This is a genomic window from Pseudomonadota bacterium (genome assembly GCA_027624955.1).
In the GTDB taxonomy this organism is placed as follows: domain Bacteria; phylum Pseudomonadota; class Alphaproteobacteria; order UBA828; family UBA828; genus PTKB01.
In genome coordinates, this window is record JAQBTG010000022.1 from 38,160 (window position 1) to 59,985 (window position 21,826).

19 protein-coding genes are annotated in these 21,826 nt (G+C 58.5%); 10 read left to right on the forward strand and 9 right to left on the reverse strand.

The window, feature by feature from the left end:
• Positions 1-2 precede the first annotated feature (2 nt).
• Entirely contained in the window at positions 3-2,402 is a 2,400-nt protein-coding gene (gene cutA, locus O3A94_10175) for an aerobic carbon-monoxide dehydrogenase large subunit (protein MDA1356620.1), read from the forward strand.
• Positions 2,403-2,406: 4 nt separating this feature from the next.
• On the opposite strand, the gene rbsK is transcribed toward cutA, so the two are convergent.
• The 4 genes from rbsK to O3A94_10195 all read right to left on the reverse strand — a co-directional run bounded on the left by rbsK (position 2,407) and on the right by O3A94_10195 (position 5,629).
• On the reverse strand, positions 2,407-3,324 hold the full coding sequence (gene rbsK / locus O3A94_10180) for a ribokinase (protein ID MDA1356621.1): 918 nt from the start codon (positions 3,322-3,324) through the stop codon (positions 2,407-2,409).
• A gap of 24 nt (positions 3,325-3,348) precedes the next feature.
• A complete protein-coding gene (locus O3A94_10185; GenBank protein ID MDA1356622.1) occupies positions 3,349-3,975 on the reverse strand; it encodes a 2-hydroxychromene-2-carboxylate isomerase in 627 nt (208 codons plus the stop codon).
• Between the two features lie 49 nt (positions 3,976-4,024).
• Entirely contained in the window at positions 4,025-4,654 is a 630-nt protein-coding gene (locus tag O3A94_10190) for an SRPBCC family protein (protein ID MDA1356623.1), read from the reverse strand.
• Positions 4,655-4,744: 90 nt separating this feature from the next.
• Positions 4,745-5,629, reverse strand: a complete 885-nt coding sequence (locus O3A94_10195) for an IclR family transcriptional regulator (protein MDA1356624.1) — start codon at positions 5,627-5,629, stop codon at positions 4,745-4,747.
• A gap of 133 nt (positions 5,630-5,762) precedes the next feature.
• Here O3A94_10195 and O3A94_10200 point away from each other — a divergent pair, with 133 nt between their 5' ends.
• From O3A94_10200 to O3A94_10220, 5 genes are all read left to right on the forward strand, one after another.
• The gene (locus O3A94_10200) at positions 5,763-6,167 is read left to right on the forward strand and encodes a nuclear transport factor 2 family protein (GenBank protein ID MDA1356625.1); all 405 of its coding nucleotides are present in this window, start codon (positions 5,763-5,765) and stop codon (positions 6,165-6,167) included.
• 426 nt (positions 6,168-6,593) lie between these two features.
• Positions 6,594-7,667: a BMP family ABC transporter substrate-binding protein gene (locus O3A94_10205; GenBank protein MDA1356626.1), complete on the forward strand. Its 1,074-nt coding sequence runs from the start codon at positions 6,594-6,596 to the stop codon at positions 7,665-7,667.
• Between the two features lie 58 nt (positions 7,668-7,725).
• Positions 7,726-9,225: an ABC transporter ATP-binding protein gene (locus O3A94_10210; GenBank protein MDA1356627.1), complete on the forward strand. Its 1,500-nt coding sequence runs from the start codon at positions 7,726-7,728 to the stop codon at positions 9,223-9,225.
• A 19-nt stretch (positions 9,226-9,244) separates the two neighbouring features.
• On the forward strand, positions 9,245-10,339 hold the full coding sequence (locus tag O3A94_10215) for an ABC transporter permease (protein MDA1356628.1): 1,095 nt from the start codon (positions 9,245-9,247) through the stop codon (positions 10,337-10,339).
• 3 nt (positions 10,340-10,342) lie between these two features.
• A complete protein-coding gene (locus tag O3A94_10220) occupies positions 10,343-11,269 on the forward strand; it encodes an ABC transporter permease (protein ID MDA1356629.1) in 927 nt (308 codons plus the stop codon).
• A 73-nt stretch (positions 11,270-11,342) separates the two neighbouring features.
• On the opposite strand, the gene O3A94_10225 is transcribed toward O3A94_10220, so the two are convergent.
• The gene (locus O3A94_10225; GenBank protein MDA1356630.1) at positions 11,343-12,335 is read right to left on the reverse strand and encodes an LLM class flavin-dependent oxidoreductase; all 993 of its coding nucleotides are present in this window, start codon (positions 12,333-12,335) and stop codon (positions 11,343-11,345) included.
• Positions 12,336-12,783: 448 nt separating this feature from the next.
• Here O3A94_10225 and O3A94_10230 point away from each other — a divergent pair, with 448 nt between their 5' ends.
• Entirely contained in the window at positions 12,784-13,494 is a 711-nt protein-coding gene (locus O3A94_10230) for a cysteine hydrolase (protein MDA1356631.1), read from the forward strand.
• A 58-nt stretch (positions 13,495-13,552) separates the two neighbouring features.
• Here O3A94_10230 and O3A94_10235 read toward each other — a convergent pair whose 3' ends face one another.
• Together O3A94_10235 and O3A94_10240 are read right to left on the reverse strand one after the other, a co-directional pair.
• Entirely contained in the window at positions 13,553-14,026 is a 474-nt protein-coding gene (locus O3A94_10235; GenBank protein MDA1356632.1) for an aromatic-ring-hydroxylating dioxygenase subunit beta, read from the reverse strand.
• A complete protein-coding gene (locus tag O3A94_10240; GenBank protein ID MDA1356633.1) occupies positions 14,023-15,291 on the reverse strand; it encodes a Rieske 2Fe-2S domain-containing protein in 1,269 nt (422 codons plus the stop codon). The genes O3A94_10235 and O3A94_10240 overlap by 4 nt, the downstream gene beginning before the upstream one ends.
• Before the next feature lie 281 nt (positions 15,292-15,572).
• On the opposite strand from O3A94_10240, the gene O3A94_10245 reads away from it, so the two are divergent.
• On the forward strand, positions 15,573-17,282 hold the full coding sequence (locus O3A94_10245) for an ATP-binding protein (GenBank protein ID MDA1356634.1): 1,710 nt from the start codon (positions 15,573-15,575) through the stop codon (positions 17,280-17,282).
• 9 nt (positions 17,283-17,291) lie between these two features.
• Here O3A94_10245 and O3A94_10250 read toward each other — a convergent pair whose 3' ends face one another.
• The gene (locus O3A94_10250; GenBank protein ID MDA1356635.1) at positions 17,292-18,395 is read right to left on the reverse strand and encodes a class I SAM-dependent methyltransferase; all 1,104 of its coding nucleotides are present in this window, start codon (positions 18,393-18,395) and stop codon (positions 17,292-17,294) included.
• Between the two features lie 294 nt (positions 18,396-18,689).
• On the opposite strand from O3A94_10250, the gene O3A94_10255 reads away from it, so the two are divergent.
• Positions 18,690-19,274 carry a molybdopterin-dependent oxidoreductase gene (locus O3A94_10255; GenBank protein MDA1356636.1) on the forward strand — a complete coding sequence of 195 codons (585 nt, stop codon included), beginning with the start codon at positions 18,690-18,692 and terminating at the stop codon, positions 19,272-19,274.
• Between the two features lie 36 nt (positions 19,275-19,310).
• On the opposite strand, the gene O3A94_10260 is transcribed toward O3A94_10255, so the two are convergent.
• Entirely contained in the window at positions 19,311-20,552 is a 1,242-nt protein-coding gene (locus tag O3A94_10260; protein ID MDA1356637.1) for an MFS transporter, read from the reverse strand.
• Positions 20,553-20,744: 192 nt separating this feature from the next.
• Between O3A94_10260 and O3A94_10265 the strand changes: the two genes are divergently transcribed.
• Positions 20,745-21,826, forward strand: a 1,082-nt coding sequence (locus tag O3A94_10265; protein ID MDA1356638.1) for an acyl-CoA/acyl-ACP dehydrogenase, incomplete at its 3' end; no start/stop codon positions are given.

Here is a 21,826-nt window from a genome sequence, read left to right on the forward strand (position 1 = left end):
GCATGTCGACCGCCCTGTTCGGAGAACGCGTACAGCGCCTTGCCGATGCCAGACTGGTGCGCGGCGAAGGCAGCTTTATCGACGATATTCCGCTTGAGGGCGCGCTGCATGTGGCGTTCGTGCGCAGCCCCTTCGCGCGTGCCCATATCCGCTCAATCGATTGTGAAGCGGCGCGCGAGATGGACGGCGTTGCCGCCGTCTATACCTGCGACGATCTTGGCCGCCTCGATATTCTCATGCCGCTGCTCATTCCCCATCCCTCGCTTACCGAGCCGCGCACCCAGCGCCCCTTGGCGCGCGACGATGTCTTTTATGTCGGCCAGACCGTCGTCCTGGTGGTCGCTGTCGATCGTTACACGGCGGAAGATGCCGCCCGCTTGATCGATGTGGATTACGAGCCGCTCGATGTCGAATTGGATTTGCCGGCGGCTGTGCAAGACGATGCGCCGCGTGTGCATCCCGATGTCGCCAACAATGTGGCGGCGCATTTCGTGCAGCGCTCGGGCGATCCCGATAGCGCCTTCGCGCGCGCCGATCACATCACCAAGATCAAAGTCCAGATTGACCGCAGCACCGCGGCGCCGCTCGAATGCCGCGCCGTCGCCGCGCGCTATGACACGGTCACGGGCGAACTGATGGTGTGGGATGGCACGCAAGCGCCGATTGCGGTGCGCGGTGGCCTCGCCTCCATCCTCGGCCTCGATGAGGACAAAGTGCGCGTGGTCGCGCCCGATGTCGGCGGCGGCTTCGGGCAAAAAGTGTATCTCTTCTATCCCGATGAACTGCTGGTGCCCTATGTCGCCATGCAACTCGGTCGGCCGGTCAAATATATTGAGGACCGCAACGAAAATTTCATCGGTTCGGCGCAGGAGCGCACGCAAATCCACGAGCTTGAACTGGCCGCCACCAAGGATGGTGAAGTTCTTGGTTTGCGCGATTTCTTCCTGCACGATACCGGCGCTTTTATTCCCTATGGCATTGCCGTCGCCCAGGTCGCCTCGACCTCGATCGCCGGGCCCTACCGCGTGCCCCATATCGAAGTTGAATTTAAGGCAGTCTTCACGCCGACTGTGCCGATCACGCCCTATCGCGGCTGCGGCCGGCCGCAGGCCTGTTTCGCCATCGAGCGCGCCATGGACAAGCTGGCCGACGAGCTCGGCCTCGACCGTTTCGAAGTGCGCCGGCGCAATCTCATCCGCGATGAGGATTTCCCCTACCGCCGCGAAGGCCTGTTGTTCGCTGACGGCCTGCCGGTGGAATATGACAGCGGCCAATATGGCCGCGCGCTCGACATGATCGTCGAGGCGATCGATCTCGATGCTTTCGCTGCCGAGCAAGAAGCGGCGCGGGCCGAGGGACGCTATCTTGGCTTGGGGTTGGGTTATTACGTCGAAGGCACCGGGCTCGGCCCCTATGAAGGCAGCCATATCCGCATTCATCCGATCACCGGCAAGGTCTATGTCAACACTGGTCTCTCCTGCCAGGGCCAGGGCCATGAGACCGTGTTCGCGCAAATTGCCGCCGATCAGCTGGGCGTCGATGTGGGCGATGTGATCGTCGTCGAAGGCGATACCGGCGCCTTCGATTGGGGCGTCGCCACCTTCGCCAGCCGCGCCGCGGTGGTGAGCGGCAACGCCGTCCACAAAGCAGCGTCACAAGTGCGCGAGCAGGTCCTCGATGCCGCCTCTAATATGCTCGAAGCCGCCAAGGAAGATCTCGTCCTTGAAGGCGGCAAGGCGTTTGTCAGCGGCGTGCCCGCCATGGCCGTGAGCTTGGCCGAGATCGCCACCGCGTCAAACCCGTTGCGCTATGCTTTCAACGAGGCCGCCAAAACCTCGACCCAATTCGCCCCCGCCAGCCGCCATGACGGCCCGGCCCTGGCCGAGGGCGCGGCGCCCGGCCTGGAGGCGACGGATTATTACAGCCCGCCCCATGCTGCCTGGGCGTATGGCGTGCATGCCGCCATTATCGAGGTTGATCCCGGCCTCTGTTCGATTCAATTCAAGCGCTATATCTGCGTTCATGATTGTGGCCGCATGATCAACCCGACCATTGTCGAAGGCCAGATCATGGGCGGCATCGCGCAAGGCGTCGGCGGCGCGCATTACGAGCGCATCGAATATGACAAAGAGGGCAATCCACGCAACGCCAACTTCATGGATTTCCTGATGCCCTACGCCACCGAAGTACCAAAGGCCGAAATCCTCCATCTCGAAACGCCGTCGCCGCTCAACCCGCTCGGCGTCAAAGGTGTCGGCGAAGCCGGCTGCATTCCGGTTGGCCAGGTCGTCGCCTCGGGCGTCGCCGACGCACTTCGTCCGCTCGGCATCGGCCCGCTCGAACATGTGCCCCTCACGCCCAACATGATTTTTGCCGCACTCGGCGGCGAGTCAGAGGAATAGCCGCTCAGGCTTCGAGCGCCGCTTGGACTTCCTTCAGAGACGGCATGGATTGCGCCGTGCCGGGGCGGGTCACGGATATACCGGCTACCGTGCAGCCATAACGCACGGCCTCCAGCGCCGTATCGCCGCGCGCCAGCGCCACCGCGAATGCACCGTTGAAGGCATCGCCCGCGCCTGTCGTCTCAATTACGGGAGCGAATTCAAAGGCCGGGCATAACTCTGAAATCTCGTTGTTGTGCAAATACGCGCCCTGTTCGCCGAGCGTGATGATCGCCGCACTGGCGCCTTTATCCATCAGCGCTTGGGCGGCCAAGCGGGCTTCCCCTGCGGTCTCGACTTTGATGCCGGTCAAGTCTTCGGCTTCGGTCTCGTTGGGCGTGAGATAATCGCACAAGGCAAAGAATCCCGCGTCCAATTGCGCCGCCGGAGCCGGGTTAAGAACCGTCGTCACGCCCGCCTCGCGGGCGATCTCGAGCGCGCGGCGTGCGGCGGGGAGGGGTTGTTCAAGTTGGGTGACGAACACCGAGGCGGCGCGGATGACGTCCCCCACGGCTTCGATGTCGGCCGGCGAGAGGGTTGCCGCCGCGCCGGGGCAGATGATGATCGCGTTGTTGCCGCTGCTCTCTTCGAGAAAGATCGAGGCCGCGCCGGTATAGCTCTCCGGCACGCGCTGCACTTGCGTCTTGACACCGGCCTCGGCCCACAGCGCCATCGCCATATCTCCGAACGGGTCGTCGCCGATTCGTGAAATGAAGGTCACGTCCGCGCCCAGGCGGGCGGCAGCAACGGCTTGGTTGGAGCCTTTTCCGCCGGGACCAAGGGTAAAGCCGGCGCCTAGAATCGTCTCGCCCATGCGCGGCTGGCGCGCCGCGCGGTACGACGTATCGGCGACGAACACGCCGAGAATAACGACGCCGCTCACGAGGCGCTCATGCCACGGTCGGAATCATACCCGCGGCCAGGTTCCGGCAAACGGTTTCTGTAGCGCGCGCTCGACCATCTCCAATCGGTCCTGACCATAAAACATATCGCCGTCGACAAAATATGTCGGCGAGCCGAACACAGAGCGGGCAATCGCCTCCGCCGTATTTTTGTCATAAAGCGCGTGAATTTCCGGCGTGCCGGCGGCATCAAGCAGCGGCGCGGCATCGATGCCCACCTGCCCGGCCAGTGCGGCCAGGGTCTGCGGCGAAGCGAAATCCGCATCGTCGCGCCAATGCGCTTGCAGGATGGCATGCGCCAGCGGGCCGATATCGATGCCGCGTTCCAAGCCGGCGATCAGCATGCAGTTCGCCAGGGTCGTGTCATTGTCGTGATGGGTGGGGCGGTGGGACAGGATCGGCGCGTTGCGATATTCCGCCCAGCGTTCTTCTTCGCGGCCGAAAAAATAGTCGAAGTGTTTTTTGTTGCGTTCCTTGAACGGGGTCGCACCGACACCCATCAAGGCTTTGGGCAAATCGATCGGCCGATGCGCGATGCGGCGTCCGGCGGTTTGTGCAATCTCGGTCAGGCGGGCTGAACCGAAATAGGCAAAAAGGGAATGCGCGGAATAAAAATATTCGATCTCGGACATATTGCTCTCAGCCTGTTTGGGTGAAGGGGCGTGAGAGCCTAACCCGGTGCTATGCGCTGCGCCAGCCGAACAACATTTTGATGCGGCGCCAGAGGATCTTGAGCAGCAGCGCATCGCCGCGTATTTCGCTCGGCACCGGTGGCGGCGATGGTGCCGAGGTAGGTGCTTCCCCGCCGGTTGCTTCGGCGCCCGTTGCTGCCGTTTGCGCATCGCCATCCGCGGCCAACGTCGCGCGCAGGCTCGCGGCGAATTGCTCAGTGATTTGCGCCGCCACATCCTGCACGATTCCGGTCCGGCCCATCTGCGCCAGCGCGCCGGATAGCTTGATGTCGGCGTCGAGCTGCACGCGGCTGCCGGCGCCATTTTCAACTATCTTGTACACCACCGAGGCGCTGGCGCGGCTGCCACCGCGCTTGTCGATGCCCTTGCCCTCGATGCGCGCCGAGCGGGCGGTTTCATCGCTCTCGAGAATCGCGGCTTCGCCCTCGAAGGCGGCGCTTACCGGGCCGAGCTTGATGCGCACCTTGCCGCGATGGGTTTCACTGTCTGCTGTGTCGGCCTTAAGGCCAGCATATTCCAGGCCTGGCATGCAGGTGACGACGCGCGGCACATCCTGGAAGAAGCGCCACACCGTTTCCGGCGGCTGATCGATTTCAAAGCTCTGCGAAATTTCTGGCACGGGCGCTCTCAAGGCCGAAAGTGTGTATCCATTTAGTGGTTATTGTATCCGTAATGCGAACAATCACAAACCATACCATCCCCTGGCGGCTCAACTTTGCGGTGCCGCGCCTGGCCGCCAGCCCAGTGCCAACGAGGCCGATTGGGCGGTGCGCAATAGTGTTTCCAGCATCGTCTCGACCTGCGCGCTGTCGCGAAAGGCGCTCCGCGCGGTGATGAAGCAGACGGCGCCAACCACCTGGTGGGTGCGGTCAAAAACCGGCGCCGACAAAGAGCCAGTGAAATGCTGCACATCGCCGACAGTCTGTGCATAGCCCTGGGATTTGATCTCTTTCAAGCGCTTGCGCAACGCTTTGGGTTGGGTGACCGTTTCCGGCGTCAGGCTTTCCAACGGGCCGCTGAGAAACTCATCGATCTCCTGTGCCGCGGAATAGGCCAGCAGAACCTGGCCCTTGGAGCCGCAATGCAGTGGAAAATGATAGCCATAGGTGGATTTAGTGATGACCTCCCCGGCGGTCTGATAGGAATACAGGGTGACCGCCAGGCGGCCCGAACGCTCCACCAGTTGCACCGTGTAATCGCCGGCTTCGGCAGCGGTGTCGAGATAGGGTCGCGCTGCCTCCAGCACCTTATGTCCTGCGAGATAGGCGGTGCCGATAAACCACATTCTGGGGCCGATAGCGTAGCGGTTTGAATCGCCGTCGCGAGCGATAAAGCCGCCTTGCTCCAACTCGCTCAGCGTGCGGTGCAGCGTTGCCCAGGAAACTTTTAATCCCGCGGCGACATCGGTCGCGCGGCCGGGATTGAGGGCGATATATTCCAGCACCTGCAGGGAGCGCCGCACACCCTTCAGGGCCGGCGCTCTCTCCTCGGCTGCGCCACCATTTTGATTCTTTTGCGCCATGCTTTCCCGCGCAGTTTTCGAAAAATCAGCGTATCCGTATATCGGATAAAGTACCGCCGGGGTCAAGGTCATCGCAGCGCCGAATAACCCGGCATATGGTGTGTTGTTATCGCGATGGTATGCCGGGCCGTGAAAGTCTACTCTTTGGCCGGGTAATCTGGATAACGTGAACAAACCAAAAGACTCAACGAGCGGGAGAAAATAAATGACAACTTCATCGGCCAAGGCGGTTATCGAAAAATGGGTGGGTTATCTGGCGACCGGCGATATTGAGGCGATTATAGCCACGTTTGCCGATGACGCCGTGATCGATATGCCGGGCTCGAGCGATTTACCGTGGGCCGGGCGCTGGCAGGGTGCGGCCAAGATCGACGAATATTTCAAAGTCATGCCGGCGGCACTCAGAATCATCTCTCATGAGCATAAGATATGGGTGGCCGAGGACGATATGGTGGCTGTCACCGGCCTCGAAGAAGCGGCCTCGCAAATCAGCGGAAAGGATTACCGCGCAAAATGGTGCTGGGTGTTCCAAGTGCGCGGCGACAAGATTGTCCTGTGGGATGCCTATGAAGATACCGAAGCTATGGCCAGTTGCGGACCCTATCGCTAATCCGCGGTCTTTGTCCTGACAACTTGACGAAAAGTTTCAGAAACGAATACAATATCCACATAGCGGGCAAATATATTTTCCCGCTTCATGGGCGGCTGGTCAGGCTAAAATTGGCGCCAATTGGGTGAGCCCGTGACCATGAGATCGGTGGAATTCAGGAAGCAAATCCAAAAGCAGGTGCTGCCGTGAAATCCACTTCTAGCGGTATTGGTGCCGCGACGCGACGAAGGACGAATTACCGCTATTGGCCTTGCCGACAAGAAGACTTCTGTCCTACGCTTCGCCGTGAAAAGGGTCGGGGGTTAAGCGCCGGCAAGTAATAAGACGAAAAAGCGCCCCACGCGAAGGGGCCGCAATTGGCGCGAGAGAAGAAACATGAGAGGGAGACGATCTATGAAAGTTATTAGGCTCGCACTGGCGGGTATTATGATTTCGATGGTGGCTTTGACCTTTGGGCAAGCTGCGACGGCGGAACCGTTTAAATTGAAAGGCGACCCGAAGCCGGCTTGGCTCTATTTTGACGTCAAGAGCGACGGCGGTTGGACCCAGGCAATTCACGAATCCAAACTGCGCATCGATGCGCATTTTGGCTGGGACATTCCGTTTGTAGAGAAAATTCCCGAAGTTGTGTCGGAGATCAAGCCAGCGGCCGAAAGATATATCAGACGCGGCTACAACATCATTCTTGGCAGCGCCTATGGCCATAGCGACGGCTTCCTCGAGCTCGCCGAGAAATATCCGGACGTGGCGTTCATCAATCCGGGCGGCAACACCAATGCTGGCAATTTGCAGGCCATTTACGGCCGCTCCTATGAGCCGCATTATCTCTGTGGCATCGCTGCCGGCGCGTTGACCAAATCCAACAAGATTGGCTTCGTCGCCGCTAATCCCTTCGGCGTCGTCAATTGGACGGTCAACGCCTATCTGATTGGTGCGCGTCTGGTGAATCCGGACGTGACCTTGCATGTCGTCTACACCGGCGCTTGGAACGACCCGGTCAAGGAGCGAGCTGCGGCGCAGGCGCTTGTCGAACAGGGCGTCGATGTCATCGGCCAGCATGTCGATACGCCCACCCCGCAGATCGTTGCCCAGGAAAACGGCATTTACGGCACCGGGCATCACCGCGATATGAGAGAATTCGCGCCCGAGGCCACCCAATGCTCGCAAATTTGGGTGTGGGACCGCTATCTGATCCCCAAGATTCAGGAGATGGTCGACGGTGTATGGGATCCGGCCGCTCAGCCCTATGGTGATTTCATCCATATCCAAGACGGCGGCAACGATATCGCCTGCTGCGGCGATGCCGTGCCGGCCGATATCGTCGCCAAGATTGATGCTGAAAAGGCCGCGATCGCTGGCGGCAAGCATGTCTTCGAGGGTCCGCTGTACGACCAGGATGGAACCTTGCGCGTCAAGGAAGGCGAAGTACCTTCAGACGGAGATCTTTGGGGGATGGATTGGTTGCTCCAAGGAGTCGTTGGCTCGACCAAAACACTGTAAAGCCGAGAACGGCACGCAGTTTGGCCCGATATAGTTTGACCATGCACGGGCTGAACTGATGAGCGCCGCTCTCGAATTCCAAGGCGTCCACAAGAGCTTTGACGGTAATCCGGCTCTTGTGGACGCCTTTTTTCTTGCCGAGCGCGGTGAGGTCCACGCGCTCCTGGGTGAAAACGGCGCCGGCAAGTCGACGCTCATGAATATCGCCTGCGGCCTCTATTCTCCTGACCATGGCGTGGTCAGGGTGAATGGAAAATCGGTCGCCATAGACGGGCCGTTGACTGCGAATTCTCTTGGGATCGGCATGGTTCATCAGCATTTCAAGCTGGTCGAGAACATGACCGTGGCGGAGAACATCGCCTTTTGCCACATGTCCGCGAGCCGGCGCGAAAGCCTCAATGCGGTGCGCAAGAGAATTGGCGAGGCCAGCCGCGATATCGGTTTTGAAATCGATCCGGATCGCCGGATCGATACCTTGTCGGTGTCCGAACAACAGCGCACCGAAATCATCAAAGTGATGATGGGCGGCGCCGACATTCTGATTCTCGACGAGCCAACCGCGGTGCTGACGGACGAGGAATCGACGCGTCTGCTGGATCAGCTAAAATCCTTCGCCCAGCAGGGCAAGAGCGTCATTCTCATCACCCACAAATTGCGCGAGGTGTTCAGCCACGCCGACAAAGTCACGGTCATGCGCGCCGGCGCGACGGTCGAGGCCGGCCGTGACCCGGGCGAGCTGACGCCGGCGGAATTATCGCGGCTGATGGTCGGCGAGGCCGCCTCCTCCGAGAGCCTGCGGTTGCGCGCCGGCGGCGATATCGTGCTGGAACTGAAGAACATCAGCGCCAAGCGTGCCAATGGCACAACCGCGCTGGACGATCTCTCGATCACGCTCCGTGCCGGGCAGGTTTACGGCCTGGCCGGCGTTGGCGGCAACGGTCAAACCGAGTTGGCGGAAACCCTGATGGGCATACGCCATATGGAATCCGGCGAATTCACACTCGGCGGGCAGGTGCTGAAACGGCCGACGCCCGGGGAGCTGCGCCGTAAAGGCGTCAAAACCATTCCGGCGGAACGCTATATCTATGGTCTCGCCGGCGATCTTTCGGTGATGGATAATTATGTCGTCTCGCATCTGTCGAGTGGCAGGTTTGGGCCGGCCGGTTGGATAAATCGGCGTGCCATCCTGCGCGGCACCTTGGAAGCGATTAAAGATTATGAAATTCTCGGCGCCGGGCCGGCGACACGCGCCCGCCTGCTGTCCGGCGGCAACGCGCAAAAGCTCGTCCTGGCGCGCGAGATGTCGGGCGACTCAACTGTCCTTCTAGCTCATTCGCCGACCCGTGGCCTGGACGTGCGGGCTTGCGCTGCCGTGCATGAATATTTGCGCGAAGCCTGCAAACGCGACGTCGCTATTCTTTTGATCAGCGAAGATCTTGATGAAGTGCTTGCCGTCTCCGATCGCGTCGGGGTGATCAACCGCGGCCGTCTGGTCGGTGAGTTCGACGCGCCGGTGGCGCGCGAAGCGGTCGGCCAATTGATGGTCGGGCACGCGTAGGAATGGCGCAGGTCGAACTATGACAGCCCTTTCGCTCTCCTTCCTCCGCGGCCGCCGCCTGACAATCGAAGTTCGTCAGAAAATGGGCTTCTTCACGCGCGTCGCCATTGCTCTCGGTGCCGTTCTCTTCGGCCTTGGCATCTGCGTCGCCATTCTGGTGAGCCGCGGTGTTGATGTGTCGTCGATCTATGATGAATTCATCGTCTTCACCTTTCTCAACTCGTCGGGCATGAGTACTGTTGTCGTGCAAAGCACGCCGTTGGTGCTGGTCGGCCTCGCCGCCGCCATGGCGTTTAGAGTGAACTACTGGAATATCGGCATTGAGGGCCAGCTCTTCATGGGCGTGGTCGGCTGCACCGTCATCGCCTATTTCGATATCGGGCCGGAGAGCCTCCGCCTGCCGTTGATGTTCGTCTTCAGCATTCTGTTCGGCGCGATGTGGGCATTGCCGGCGGCGCTGTTGAAATTGCGCCTGAACATCAGCGAGGTCATTTCGACCCTGCTCCTGAATTACATCGCCTTTTACTTCGTCCTCAATCAGGTGTTCGGCCCGTGGCGCGACCCCAAGGATAATTTCCCGCACAGTCCGCGCTATGACGATTTTGAACGCCTGCCCAAGGTCGGTTGGGAAGACGTGCATTACGGCCTCGTCGTTGTTGGCTTGGCGCTGTTCTTTGTATGGTGGCTGATTGAACGCAGTCGGTTTGGCATTCAATCGCGTTTCGTCGGCGTCAACCCGCGCATGGTGCTGGCGATTGGCCTGCCGCTCTCGGCCATCACCTTGATATCGGCTTTGACGTCCGGTGCTCTCGCCGGCGTGGCCGGTTTTACCATTGCGTCGGCGACAGAAGGCCGCCTCACCTTTACCTTGGCAGCAGGCTACGGCTTTTCCGGCATTGTGATCGCCTTTCTTGCCGCGAATCGCCCGCTGATGGTCCTGGTCGTCGCCTTTCTCATGGGGGGCCTTTATGTCGCCGGCGACAGCATGAAAGTTTTCTATAGCCTGCCCGATGCCTTGGTCGGCTTGTTCCAGGCGGCGATTGTGCTTTCAGTAACGGCATCAGAATTTTTTGTCCGCTATCGCCTCCGCATGGCGCATTACGAGCGGGCGTAGGTAATGGATTTCCTCACCCATTGGCTGGCCTTCACGCCCGTTTTCGCGCTGCCCCTGATCGCCGCGGCGCTCGGCCTCATCATCAACGAGCGCGCCGGTCTGTTAAATCTCGGTGCCGAAGGCATCATGCTGTGCGGCGCCTTGGTCGGCGTTATCGCCTTTCTTGAGTTCGACAACAGCCCGGCTCTCGGATTTATCTTCGCCATCCTCGCCGGCGCGTTTTTAGGTTTCTGTTTCGGCTTCTTTGTCGTCGTGCTGCGCACCAATCAGGTCTTGACCGGCATTACCTTCGTCTTCCTCGGTATCGGCCTGACCGGGTTGATCGGCGTGCCCTGGGTTAACAAGGCGTTCTCCGCCCTTAACCCGATCCACATTCCCGTGCTCACCGATATTCCGGTTATCGGCAGGTTCCTGTTCGGCCAGGACATCGTGGTCTATGTCACCTTAATTCTCGCCATTCTTGTATGGCGGTTTCTCTATCACACGCGGATCGGTCTGCGTCTCCGCGCGGTTGGCGAGAATCCGCAAGCCGCCGACGCCGGCGGCATAAATGTAGAAGGTTACCGTCTGCTGGCGGCGACACTCGGCGGCGCCTTTATCGGATTGGCCGGCGGTTATCTGTCGCTGGTAATTGCCAAGATTTTTGTTGAAGAGATGACCCAGGGGCGCGGCTGGATCGCCGTGGCGCTGGTCATTTTCTCGCGCTGGCGGCCGTGGCGCGCAGTCCTCGGCGGCCTGTTGTTCGGCGGTATCGAGGCGCTCATTCCGCGCCTCAAGGCAACCGGATACAACATCCCGCAATATTTCCTCGAAATGGCGCCTTACGCCGTGACGCTAGCGGTATTGATTTACGCCGCCGTCCAAATGCGCGCCGGCCAAGACGCGCCGCGCGCCCTCGGCACACCCTATGTGCGCGAGGACCGCAAGTAGAGCACGCCGTCCGGTCTCATTTTAATTCAAGCAAATGCGTCGTCGCAGATGATTTCACCTGCTCGGGATTTGCTTAGATATTCGGCAGCACCGATTCACTGAAGCGCTTGATCTGCACATCGATATCGCTTGTCGGCATCGGGCATAGCACGATTGAGGTTGTCCCAGCGTCGAACAAATTGTGGATCGATTTGATGCAATCCTCTGGCGTGCCGCAGACCGCGAGCCAATCCATCCAATCGTCCGGCATGTTCTTGGCGATGGCATCGGCACCGCCCTGATTGATCATCTGCTGCAACTGTTCGTTGGCGCCGTAGACGCCGGTCATCAGCGTCGCCCCCATGGCGTCGAGATAAAACGCTGCGACGTCCTTCAGCCCATTGCGGATTTGTTCGCGGTCCTCGCCGACCGAAGCCAGCACATAGGTGACGATATCAAATTTCCCCGGTAGGCCCTTGGCGCTGCGAATCGTTTTAATATTCTGCTTCACCGTCTCGACATATTTCGGGCCGGACAGTACCGACAGCACGATACCGTCTGAAATCTCGGCGCACAGATCGGTCGATTTCGGTCCCACCACCGCGCCCAAAACGTCGAGCTCAGGCGCTGGATGGGTGAGCGACACCGCGTCATAGGAATAATACTCGCCGTCCTCGGTCAGGCTTTCACCTTTCAACAGCCGCTTCACGCCGGAGGTGGCCTCCTGGAAAGATTTGAGAAAGGATTTGGGCTTCAGCTTCATCTGGCTGGTCCAGGCCGGAACGCCGTGGCCGATGGCGAGCTTGAGCCGGCCGGGATGGACGCCGGCCAGGGTCGCGGCCTCCATCGCCGTGACTGCGGGGTGGCGCACCCGCCCTGATATCGCGCCGATGCCGACGGTGATTTGTTTTGTCGCCGCCAGCGCCGTGGCGGCAGTGGCAAAACCGGACAGCATGAAATAATCCTCAGCGACCCATATTTCGGAGAACCCGCTGTTTTCCAAATTCTGGCAGATTTCGACGATTTTGCCCGGCGGCGTATCGCCAAATATAAGTGCGCCGATCGGTCGGGTGCTATTTGCGGTCATGTGATGTTCCTCGGTGTGATTTCGGTTATTTGTCGCTGCATGCGTTTATTCTTCCCTGGCCCGTGCTTCGAGCAGGTGTTCCGGGGCGATGGGGATTTTGCGGTTTGGTTTGCCGATAGCATCGGCGACGGCGCAGGAAATCACCGCCGGTGGCCACAGTTTGGCTTTGCCCGCCGCCGCATTTTCCCGCCGTCATGGCGCTGCCGCCGGCGACAAATGCCGCGTCGGCACCAAAGAATTCAAGCTTTTCCAAAGCTTCATCGAACGAAGTGAGAGAGAGAGAAATTCCATCAAATTCTGCTGCCAAATGCCGCCGCTATTTCTGTATGTGCGTCGATTGTAAATAGGATTTTTGAGGAACGCTAACGCACAGTTCGCTCAGGCCTGGACTTGCGCCGCGGTGAACGCCAAACTGGCTTCAACAAAAGCTTGGCAAGGGGGGAGCCGCATGAGCGACATATTTGTGTATGGCCAGCGTCGGCCTCTGCCCGCGGACGCGGCTTTCGAATCCTTCCTCGATCCGGCGCGGACTGCCGTGGTTTCCATCGACATGCATGAAGGGCATTTGAGCGAGGATGCGGATTGTCCCTGTCCGGCGCCGCGCGCCCGTGAAATCGTCGCCCCGATCGACAGCTTCCATGATGCTTGCCGCGCTAGGGGGCTGCCTATAATCCATGTGCGCACGGTGCTGCGCGCCTCGGGGCGTGATGACGTCAAAGGCGGTGTGAGCGCCTGGCGCCTGGTGTTCCCGCTTTATGTCGGTGAAATTCCGGGCGCCGATCAGCACGCTCTCCAGGGCAGCAAATGGACCGACCTCCGTACTCGTATCGAGCCCGAAGACGAGATTGTCGAGACAAAAAAACGGCTGTCGATTTTCAATCCCACCGATCTAGATTTCCTGCTGCGCAACATGGGGGTGCGCGCCGTGGTGTTCAACGGCGGCTTCACCGATTGCTGTGTCCTGAATGCTGCGTTCGATGCCTCCAACCTCGATTACCGCGTCGTCGTCGCGCAAGATCTGGTGCGCGGCACCAATGCGGAAATGGAGGATGCGGCGCTCAAGATGATGTCGCTCCACATGGCGCTGGTTATGGAATCGGCTGATATTCTCGATGCGTGGGACGCGCGCGGCGCAAAAGCGTCGCAAGCCGCAGAGTAGAGCAAGCCCCGAGCCGGCGGGAACACCGGCGACGGTGCAATTGCGGCAATTCAAAAACTCAGATCGGCGTCGACAGCAGGCGCGGAATGCCGAAGGTATCCGCCACGGCGATCTTTTCTTTGAACAGCGGTTTGCCGTCGGCGAAGGTGATTAAATCGCGATAGGTGCCGACGCTGAACAATTCGCTGACGCCGTCCTGATTGCTTTGATAGAGGCTGTAATTCGCCTGCACCCGGTAGCCACCGTTTTCGGCTCCCAGAATCCGCACTGCGCCCAACAGATGCTTGTCGAAATGGATGTTGTAGATATTGGCTTCGCGCAGCGACAGGATGCGGTCGCGTAGCATGTTCTTGTTGCGGCACGACAGCAGTTCGAGCGGCAGACTGTCCTCGACGTTTTCGCGCGACAGGATCTTGTATTGGCAATCTTCGGTAAAGAAATCTAGCCATTCCTCGAGACGGTCGTCGTCGAGATAGTGGCAGTAATCGGCCATCAGGTCGTTGATGGCGTCGCGCACGCTCGTCTCCGTCATTCGGCCGCTGCTTCGACGCCGGCCGTGAAGCCCATCAGCTCGCAATAATAGGAATAGAAGCCGCGGATCGGTACTTCGGTCACCAGCGATTTCTGCGTTTCGATTTTGCCGGTGCCGCCGATCTCGACCATTGCATGCTTGTCCTGCTCGCGCTGAACAGCGTTCTGTACAAGCTCCACCGCCTCGCCGTCTTCCATCGAAATCAGGCCGCCCGGCCCGACCAAATTGGCTTGGTCGAGGCGGTGTTGGGTCATCTCTTCATCATCGTCAGCATAGCCGTAATAGGTCCAGTAAAGCTCCATCTTGTCGGTGCCGATGGTGCGAATTTGGCGCGTGCAGAGGCTGTTGGAGATTTGTTGGAAGACAACATTGGGAAAGACCGAGAGGATCACCAGGGTCACATCGTCAGGATGCTCGGTGCGGTTCTGCAACATCGACATGTCATTCAAGGTGAATTTCGGCTTATAGACTTTCTTCGTTCCCTCATAGCCTTCGCTGGTCGTCTTTTCGTCATCCGTGCCGAGGGAATTCCAGGTGATGTTGTGACGCCCGCGCGCATCTAGCTTGGCGCCGCCCTTTTGGCTCAGGCGGTATAGCCCGAAGGTGGCGTGGAACATGTGCAGCAATCCGCCATGGTTGGGATCGCGGACATTGTCGTTATAGAGCTTCCAATTGCCGAAAATTCTCTGGCGCTGATAACCGAGAATGCGGATCGGCTTGTGAAACAGGCGGTCGATTTCAAACATCACTTCCGGGCCGAGATAATCGATCAGCGGTTCAGCAGCGTCGGAAAATGTGCCGAAAATGACGCCCTTGTATGATTCAATTTTTAATTCATGCAGGTGGATTTTTTCGCGGTCGAAATCTTTCGGCAGGCCGCCCTCGCCATTGACGCCGCGCGGAAATGGAACGGCGCGCAGTTGTCCGGTCAAATCGTAGGTCCACTGGTGATACGGGCAAATGAAGTTCGCCGCATTGCCTTGCCGTTCGCGGCAGAGCAGCATGCCACGGTGCATGCATCTGTTGACAAAAGCATGCAGCGCACCGTCTCCGTCGCGGTTCACGACCACAGATGTTTCGCCGACCTTGGTGGAGAGAAAATCGCCGGCGTTCGGCAGCTCCGCCTCAAGCGCCAGATAATTCCAGGTGGGGCCGCGGAAAATCCGCTCCTGCTCATCTTCATAGACGTCCGGGTCGCAATAGGCTGCGAACGGAATGCGGCTGAAATCGCCGGCCGGCCACGACAATGAAGGATGGTTGCGCATAGTTGAACCGCTCACCTCATGAAAACAGACTTCCTATCATTGGCGCGATTGGGCGCAAGTCAAGCGTTGACGCGGAGGTTCTTCGCCTGTGGTAAGGGCTTGGCACCGGGGGAAATTTTGACCACCTAAATTCACGGAGTGAGTTTTTGATGCTTCCCGCATCGGCAGTCAGTGAGTAGAGTTCGCCGGGCACAGCCGGATAACAAATTTGTGAAGCAATGCGAAATTGGGGCATAGCGACATATATTCTTGTCGCGGCGATTATCGGCTTAGCGATCAGCGTGATTCTCGGTCTAAATCAGATGATCGAGAAACGCGGCCCGTTTCAGAGCGATCCCCGCATCGATGTATGGCTGGTGTCGCAAGTTGAGCTTGAGCATCTAAGGCTCATCCGCGCCCTCGATACCTATCACCACACGATCGGACCTGCCGAGGCGGACCTGGGCGACCTCCTAACCCGATTCGATATTTTTTGGAGCCGTTTGCTGGTCATCAACGAAGGCCGCGAATCCGAACGGTTGCGCGAGGTCGCGGGACTTGAGCAAACGGTCGGCGAAGTGACTGCCGTGCTCGACAACATCGAGCCCGAAATCGCCACTCTACAAAAGGCGGATCGCGCCGCCTATCAGTCGATCCTTTCCCAGTTGACGGATTTGAGCGCGCCGATTCACTCGATGGTGCTCGACACCACGAATCACAACCGTGGATTGCGGATTGAGACTGCATCGGCGCGCAGCGATATTTTCTGGCAGGTCGTCGGCTATTTCATCGGTATTCTGGTTTCAGGGACAATCCTAGTCCTCTTCCTGCTATGGCAAAACCGCGAAGCCAGAAGATTGCTCGCCCGGGCAGCAGAGGCAGAACGGCGTGCTAAAGAGGCAAGCACGCATCTGATACATGCCATCGAAAGCTTTACCGATGGCTTCGCCCTCTACGATCAAGACGGCAGGCTGCAAATTTGGAATGAACGCTTTCTGACGAGTTACCCGAAAATCGCCGACTATGCGGTGTCCGGGCGAACGGTAGATCAATTGTCGCGTGAAGGTTATCTACGCGGCCAGTTCCGCCAAATCGAAGCCGGCATCGAGGAATGGGTCCGCGAGCAGAATAAATTATACAAGCTGCCAGAGAGTTTCTTCGAGCAGCGGCTAAGCGATGGCCGATGGCTACACGTCAAGGGCCGCCGGACAAGCGATGGATTCAACGCCGTCATCTATACTGACGTGACAGAGATGAAACAGCGCGAAGCCGAACTTGCCGAGAATTCCAAACGGCTTGAACTTGCCTTGGAAAAGGAAGTCGAGCTGAGTTCGATGAAATCCAATTTTGTCGCCACCGCATCACACGAATTTCGCACGCCTCTAACGACAATCTTTTCGGCCGCCGATCTCCTGCAACATTATAGCGACCAAATGGATGAGGCCGAAAAACTGGACTATCTAGAGGAGATCAAACAAGAAGTCGGCGAAATGACCCAATTGCTCGATGACATCTTGCTGGTGCGCAAGATGGAAGCCGGCATGTTCTCGTTCAGCCCAGAGAAGGCGAATTTCGAAACCTTGTTACGCAACATCGTCCGCGCGTCACAGAACCTGGCCGGCAACCTTCATGCCATCAAGCTCAATATTGAATGCGACGGTAATAATGTATCGATCGACAGCAGTTTGATCCGTCACATTGTCAATAATCTGCTGTCCAACGCGATAAAATATTCGCCAGACGGCAGCCCAATCGAAGTCAGTCTATCGCGCGGAAATGGCGAGCTAATCCTTGACGTGGTCGATAATGGAATCGGTATTGCGGAGAATGAAATCGACCGTGTTTTCGACACCTTTTTCCGGGCTGAAAATTCCGCCGGAATTGGCGGCACGGGGTTGGGGCTGAGCGTGGTCAAAACTGCGGTCGAATTGCACGGCGGAAGGATCAGCGTGGAAAGCGTGGTCAACGAAGGAACAACGTTCTCGGTGCGCATTCCGGATAGCACCGACTGATCGCCGCACTCAGCCGCGCTTGATCAAGACAGCGGATGACAACAGGGGAAGATGCACCACGCTGTCCGGACGGCCAGCGAAATAAGCATCGACTGCGCGCGCGGCGCCGGGACAGTACGGGTCGCCGTAATCGTCGAACACCATGACGCCGCCTGGCGCCAGGCGGGGATACACAAAGGCGCAGCAATCCAGCACGGAGCGTTCAATATCGACGTCGATATGGGCGAATCTGAAGGTCAAGCCCCGCACCTGTTCACTCGCGGATTCAGGAAAAATGCCCTGATGGACGAAACTCTGGGGGTTGTTAGACAACAGGCGTTGAACGTCGGTGAACGAATTGTCCGCGAATACGTTGAGAAAGCCGGCTTCATCCGGGGCCAGCGCATCCGGCATGCCGTCGAACGTATCGAATACGTGAAAGGCGCAGTTCATATCGTGGCGTAAGATCGATTCCGATATCAATTTCGCGGTGCCGCCCTTGTAGCAGCCAACTTCGATGCAAGCGCCGGTGATATGGCGGGTCGAAATCAGCCACTGATAGAGCATGTAAAGCCGTCTTAAATCGACCAGCGTCGCGCTGCAAGCGCCGCTCGAGAGAATGTCTTGCAAATGGGCAATATCAGGATGCCCGCGGCGCTCGTTCAGCGCCTGTTGTGTGAATTCCGCCAGCAACTGAACTTGCTGGGATTGTTGCGAGTCCGTCGGCGTTATCGGTGCCATGCGTTTGCGGAGGGCCCGCATCGCTGGTTCGCTAGGCGTTTCAAGCGGCACCGCGAGATGTCCGATTTGGGCGATCAGTGCATCCATCTCGGGCGGCGGTGAGCCCACGGCTAAAAAGCCGTGCGGTCGTAGCACGCGCAGCCAATTCGCCAGCGCATTATAGGGCTCAGCGCAAGTTGTCAGGCAATCCACGGCATAGACAAAATCGTATGACTCGGTGGCGCAGTCCGCGATGTTGTCGCCGTCGCTGGTGATACCGCGCGTGTCCACTTCGGCATTTCGGTTTATCCCGCTAGGCAATGCCGGCTGTGCTTGTCCCTGCCGGTATAGAACCAGGCCGCGGCCGCTAAGCACAGGGAGGCCGACTGTCTTAGATGTATCAATTTCAGCCAAGGAAGCGGATTCCTTATTGCATCGGCTTGGATTTGCCGATCATTGGTTACACTAACCCGAAAGTAATATAATTCCGAGTCATGAATTTCAATTTTAGGTTACTTAGTTAGTTACAAAGTTAACATTGTCAAAATTGACCGATTACTGTCAATATGGTCCGAGAGAGCATTCATATTATCTGCGGCATCCATAGAATACTGGGCCTAACTTCGAAAGTGTTTTTCGTAGGCTTCACGGGTCGAGGAAAATAGCCGCGCGTGTCGACGAATACTGGAGGTAACAATCTTGTTTGTGATGATTTTTAAGAAAACCGGCCTGGGTCCGTTCTTGGCGCTTCTGTTGAGCGCATTGGTATTTGCCGGGGCAGGCGGAAAATTGGCCGCGGACGAGCACGGATACACGGTCGTATCGGCTCAAACTCTGGCTGCAGGTGACGTGATCCCAGCGCCAACGGGGCGCAAGGTTCTTGCTGTAAGCGGCAATATTTCTGGCGCCAATATGGGCGGCGCCGCGGTCTTCGATATGGCGACGCTGGAAAGCATCGGCGTGGTGCGATTCACGACAGAAACTGCGTGGAGCGAAAAGCCAATCACCTTCGATGGCGTGCTGTTGTCGGCGATTCTCGATGTGATCGGTGCGGACTCCGGCGCAACAACGCTCAAGGTTACCGCTCTGAACGATTATGCCATCGAAGTGCCGATCGCGGATGCAAGGGAATGGCCGACGATTCTCGCGTTAAAGGCGGACGGCGAATATATGTCGGTGCGCGAAAAAGGGCCGCTTTGGCTGGTTTATCCGCGCCACATGAATGCGCAATTTGGCAACGATACATATAACGCCCGCTGGATTTGGCAAATCGCGACCATCGAGGTGCAATAATCCGCAACGCTCAGTGCGTCGCGACACCCACAGTGCTTAGCGCGTCGCGACACCGAGCGTACGGGCACGGCTCAGCAAGAAGGCGACGATCACGAAATTCATCACGTTGAAGGCAAGTGCGTTGATGAAGGAGACCGTGTAGGAGCCTGTGAGATCGTAGAGAAAACCGGCTAACCAGCCGCCGATCGCCATGCCGAAGATGGTAAAAAAGAGTGCTGTGCCGATGCGCCAGCCCGCTTCGCCAGCGGGAAAGAAAGTCCGCACAATAATCGCGTAAGACGGCACCACGCCACCTTGCGACAGGCCGAAACAGGCTGAGATGACGTAGAGCGCGGTCAGGCTGTCGGCGGTGAGAAAGGCGGCCAATACGACGCCCTGTAACCCGCCGCCCAGCAGCAATGTACGCAAGCCACCAATACGGTCCGAAATCCAGCCGGACGCAATACGCGAAATAATCCCGCAGCCCAGCATCAGGGAGAGCATCTCGGCGCCGCGCTGGGCGGCGAACCCGAGATCGGTGGCATAGGCGACGATATGCACTTGCGGCATCGACATGCCAACACAACAGCCGATGCCGGCGACGCACAACGTGCATTGCAGCGCATTGGGTGCCAGGCCGAGCGGGCGCACGAACTGGCTTTCACGCGGCGCGCCCTTGTCGGCAAAGAGATGCGCCGGTTTGCGGTACAATAGTAAGGACAGTGGCACCATCGTCGCTAGGCAGAAATAGCCGACCGTGACCAAGGCTGAGCGCCAGCCATATTCGCTGATCAAATATTGCAGTACCGGTGGCCAAATCGCGCCGGCGAAATAGGAGCCCGATAAGACAAACGCGACGGCGAGGCCGCGCCGGCCGGTAAACCACAGCGACACATCGGCGACGATCGGAGCGAACACGGCAGAAGAGCCGAGCATCCCGCCCAGGAGCGAGATCGCCGCGAGAAACTGCCACAGCGATTCGGCTTGGGCTGAGAGAATAAGGCCAGCCGGTAGCGCAACGCTGCCGACCAAGAGGGGCAGCATAATGCCGTAGCGATCGGCAAGGCGCCCGTGAATGACATTGCCAAAAGCGTAGCCGACCATGAACAGCGCATAGGGCAGCGAGCCGCCGCCGCGGGAAACGCCGAATTCTGCGGCAATCGGTTTCAAGCCGACGATGCCGACATACATCCCGACCGTCCCCACCATCATCAAAGCGAGCGAGACGAATAGGCGAACGATGACATAAGTACCGACCGGCGCCGTGACATCAGTCAATCGTGGGGAAGGCTCATTCATGGGCTGAAAAATCCGCGAAGAATCGGTCGATTAATTCGACCGGCGGCGATGATGACCGAAGTCTAGGTGCACCGCCAAACATCACAAGGAGAGTCATTGAATTCACGGCATCACTCTGCAAACGTGACGTTCGACCGTGTGCGCAGGGTAGGACGGCAGAGGCAACTAACGGAATGACTGAGGACATTAATAATGACTGATCAAAAAATGTGGGGCGATGAGCCCTATTACGGTCTGGATTTCGACTTCGATCCGCAATGGTTTCTAACCGACGAACAAAAGGAAATACAACGCAAACTGATTGAGCTCTGCCGCACCACGCTCGCGCCCAACGCCATCGAAAGTGACCGCGACAGCATATTTCCGCGAAAAAACATGGAGGCACTGGCGTCACAAGGCCTGCTCGCCCTTCACGTGCCGGAAAAATATGGCGGCATGGGACAGAACCATCAATGCGTCTGCATGGTGCTGGAGACCATCGCACGGTATGGCTGCGCCAGTACCGCCCTCGTTTTTACAATGCATTTGCTGGCGCTGAGCGCGCTACTTTTTCGCGCCACCGGCAATCGGGAAATCGAGAAAGTGCTGCGTCGGGTCAACAAAGACGTTTTTATCGGCACCGCCTCCTATTCAGATCCTGAGACCGGCTCGCATTTCTGGTATCCGATGATGTCGAGCGCCGTGGAAGTCCCTGGCGGATGGAAGGTCAACAAGAAATCCTCTTGGACCACGTCGGGTGGTTTCGCCGATTTTTATGTGACGCAAACGGCGAGCCCGAATTTCGACGGCGATTTCTCGAACTTATCGGTGTTTCTGTTATACGCCGATGAATGTGAGGCGATGCCGTCGAGCTGGGACGCCATGGGCATGCGCGGCAATCAATCGGGCCCGGTGACCTTCACCGATGTCGTCGTCGACAAAGACCGCATGGTCGGCCCGCCCGGTGACGGCGCCTTTTCCAATGACGAGGCGCTCGATCCGATCGGGCTGTTGATGCTGGGCGCCTGCTTTAATGGCCTCGCAATGGCCGCGATCGATCTCGCCAAACGCCAGGCAACGCGCAAGACCCATGCTGATGTGGGCATGCGCGTGGCCGATTATCCGACCATCCAGGACTATGTCGGCGATGCCATCATGGACACCCAGTCGTCGCGGCTCTATACCGGCTCGGTCGCACAATTGTTGGACAGTGTCACCGAGAATTGTGATTGGACCCTGCATGAACGCGATCCCGAGGCCTCGCCGCGCGCAAAATATTTAACCTGGGGCTGGAT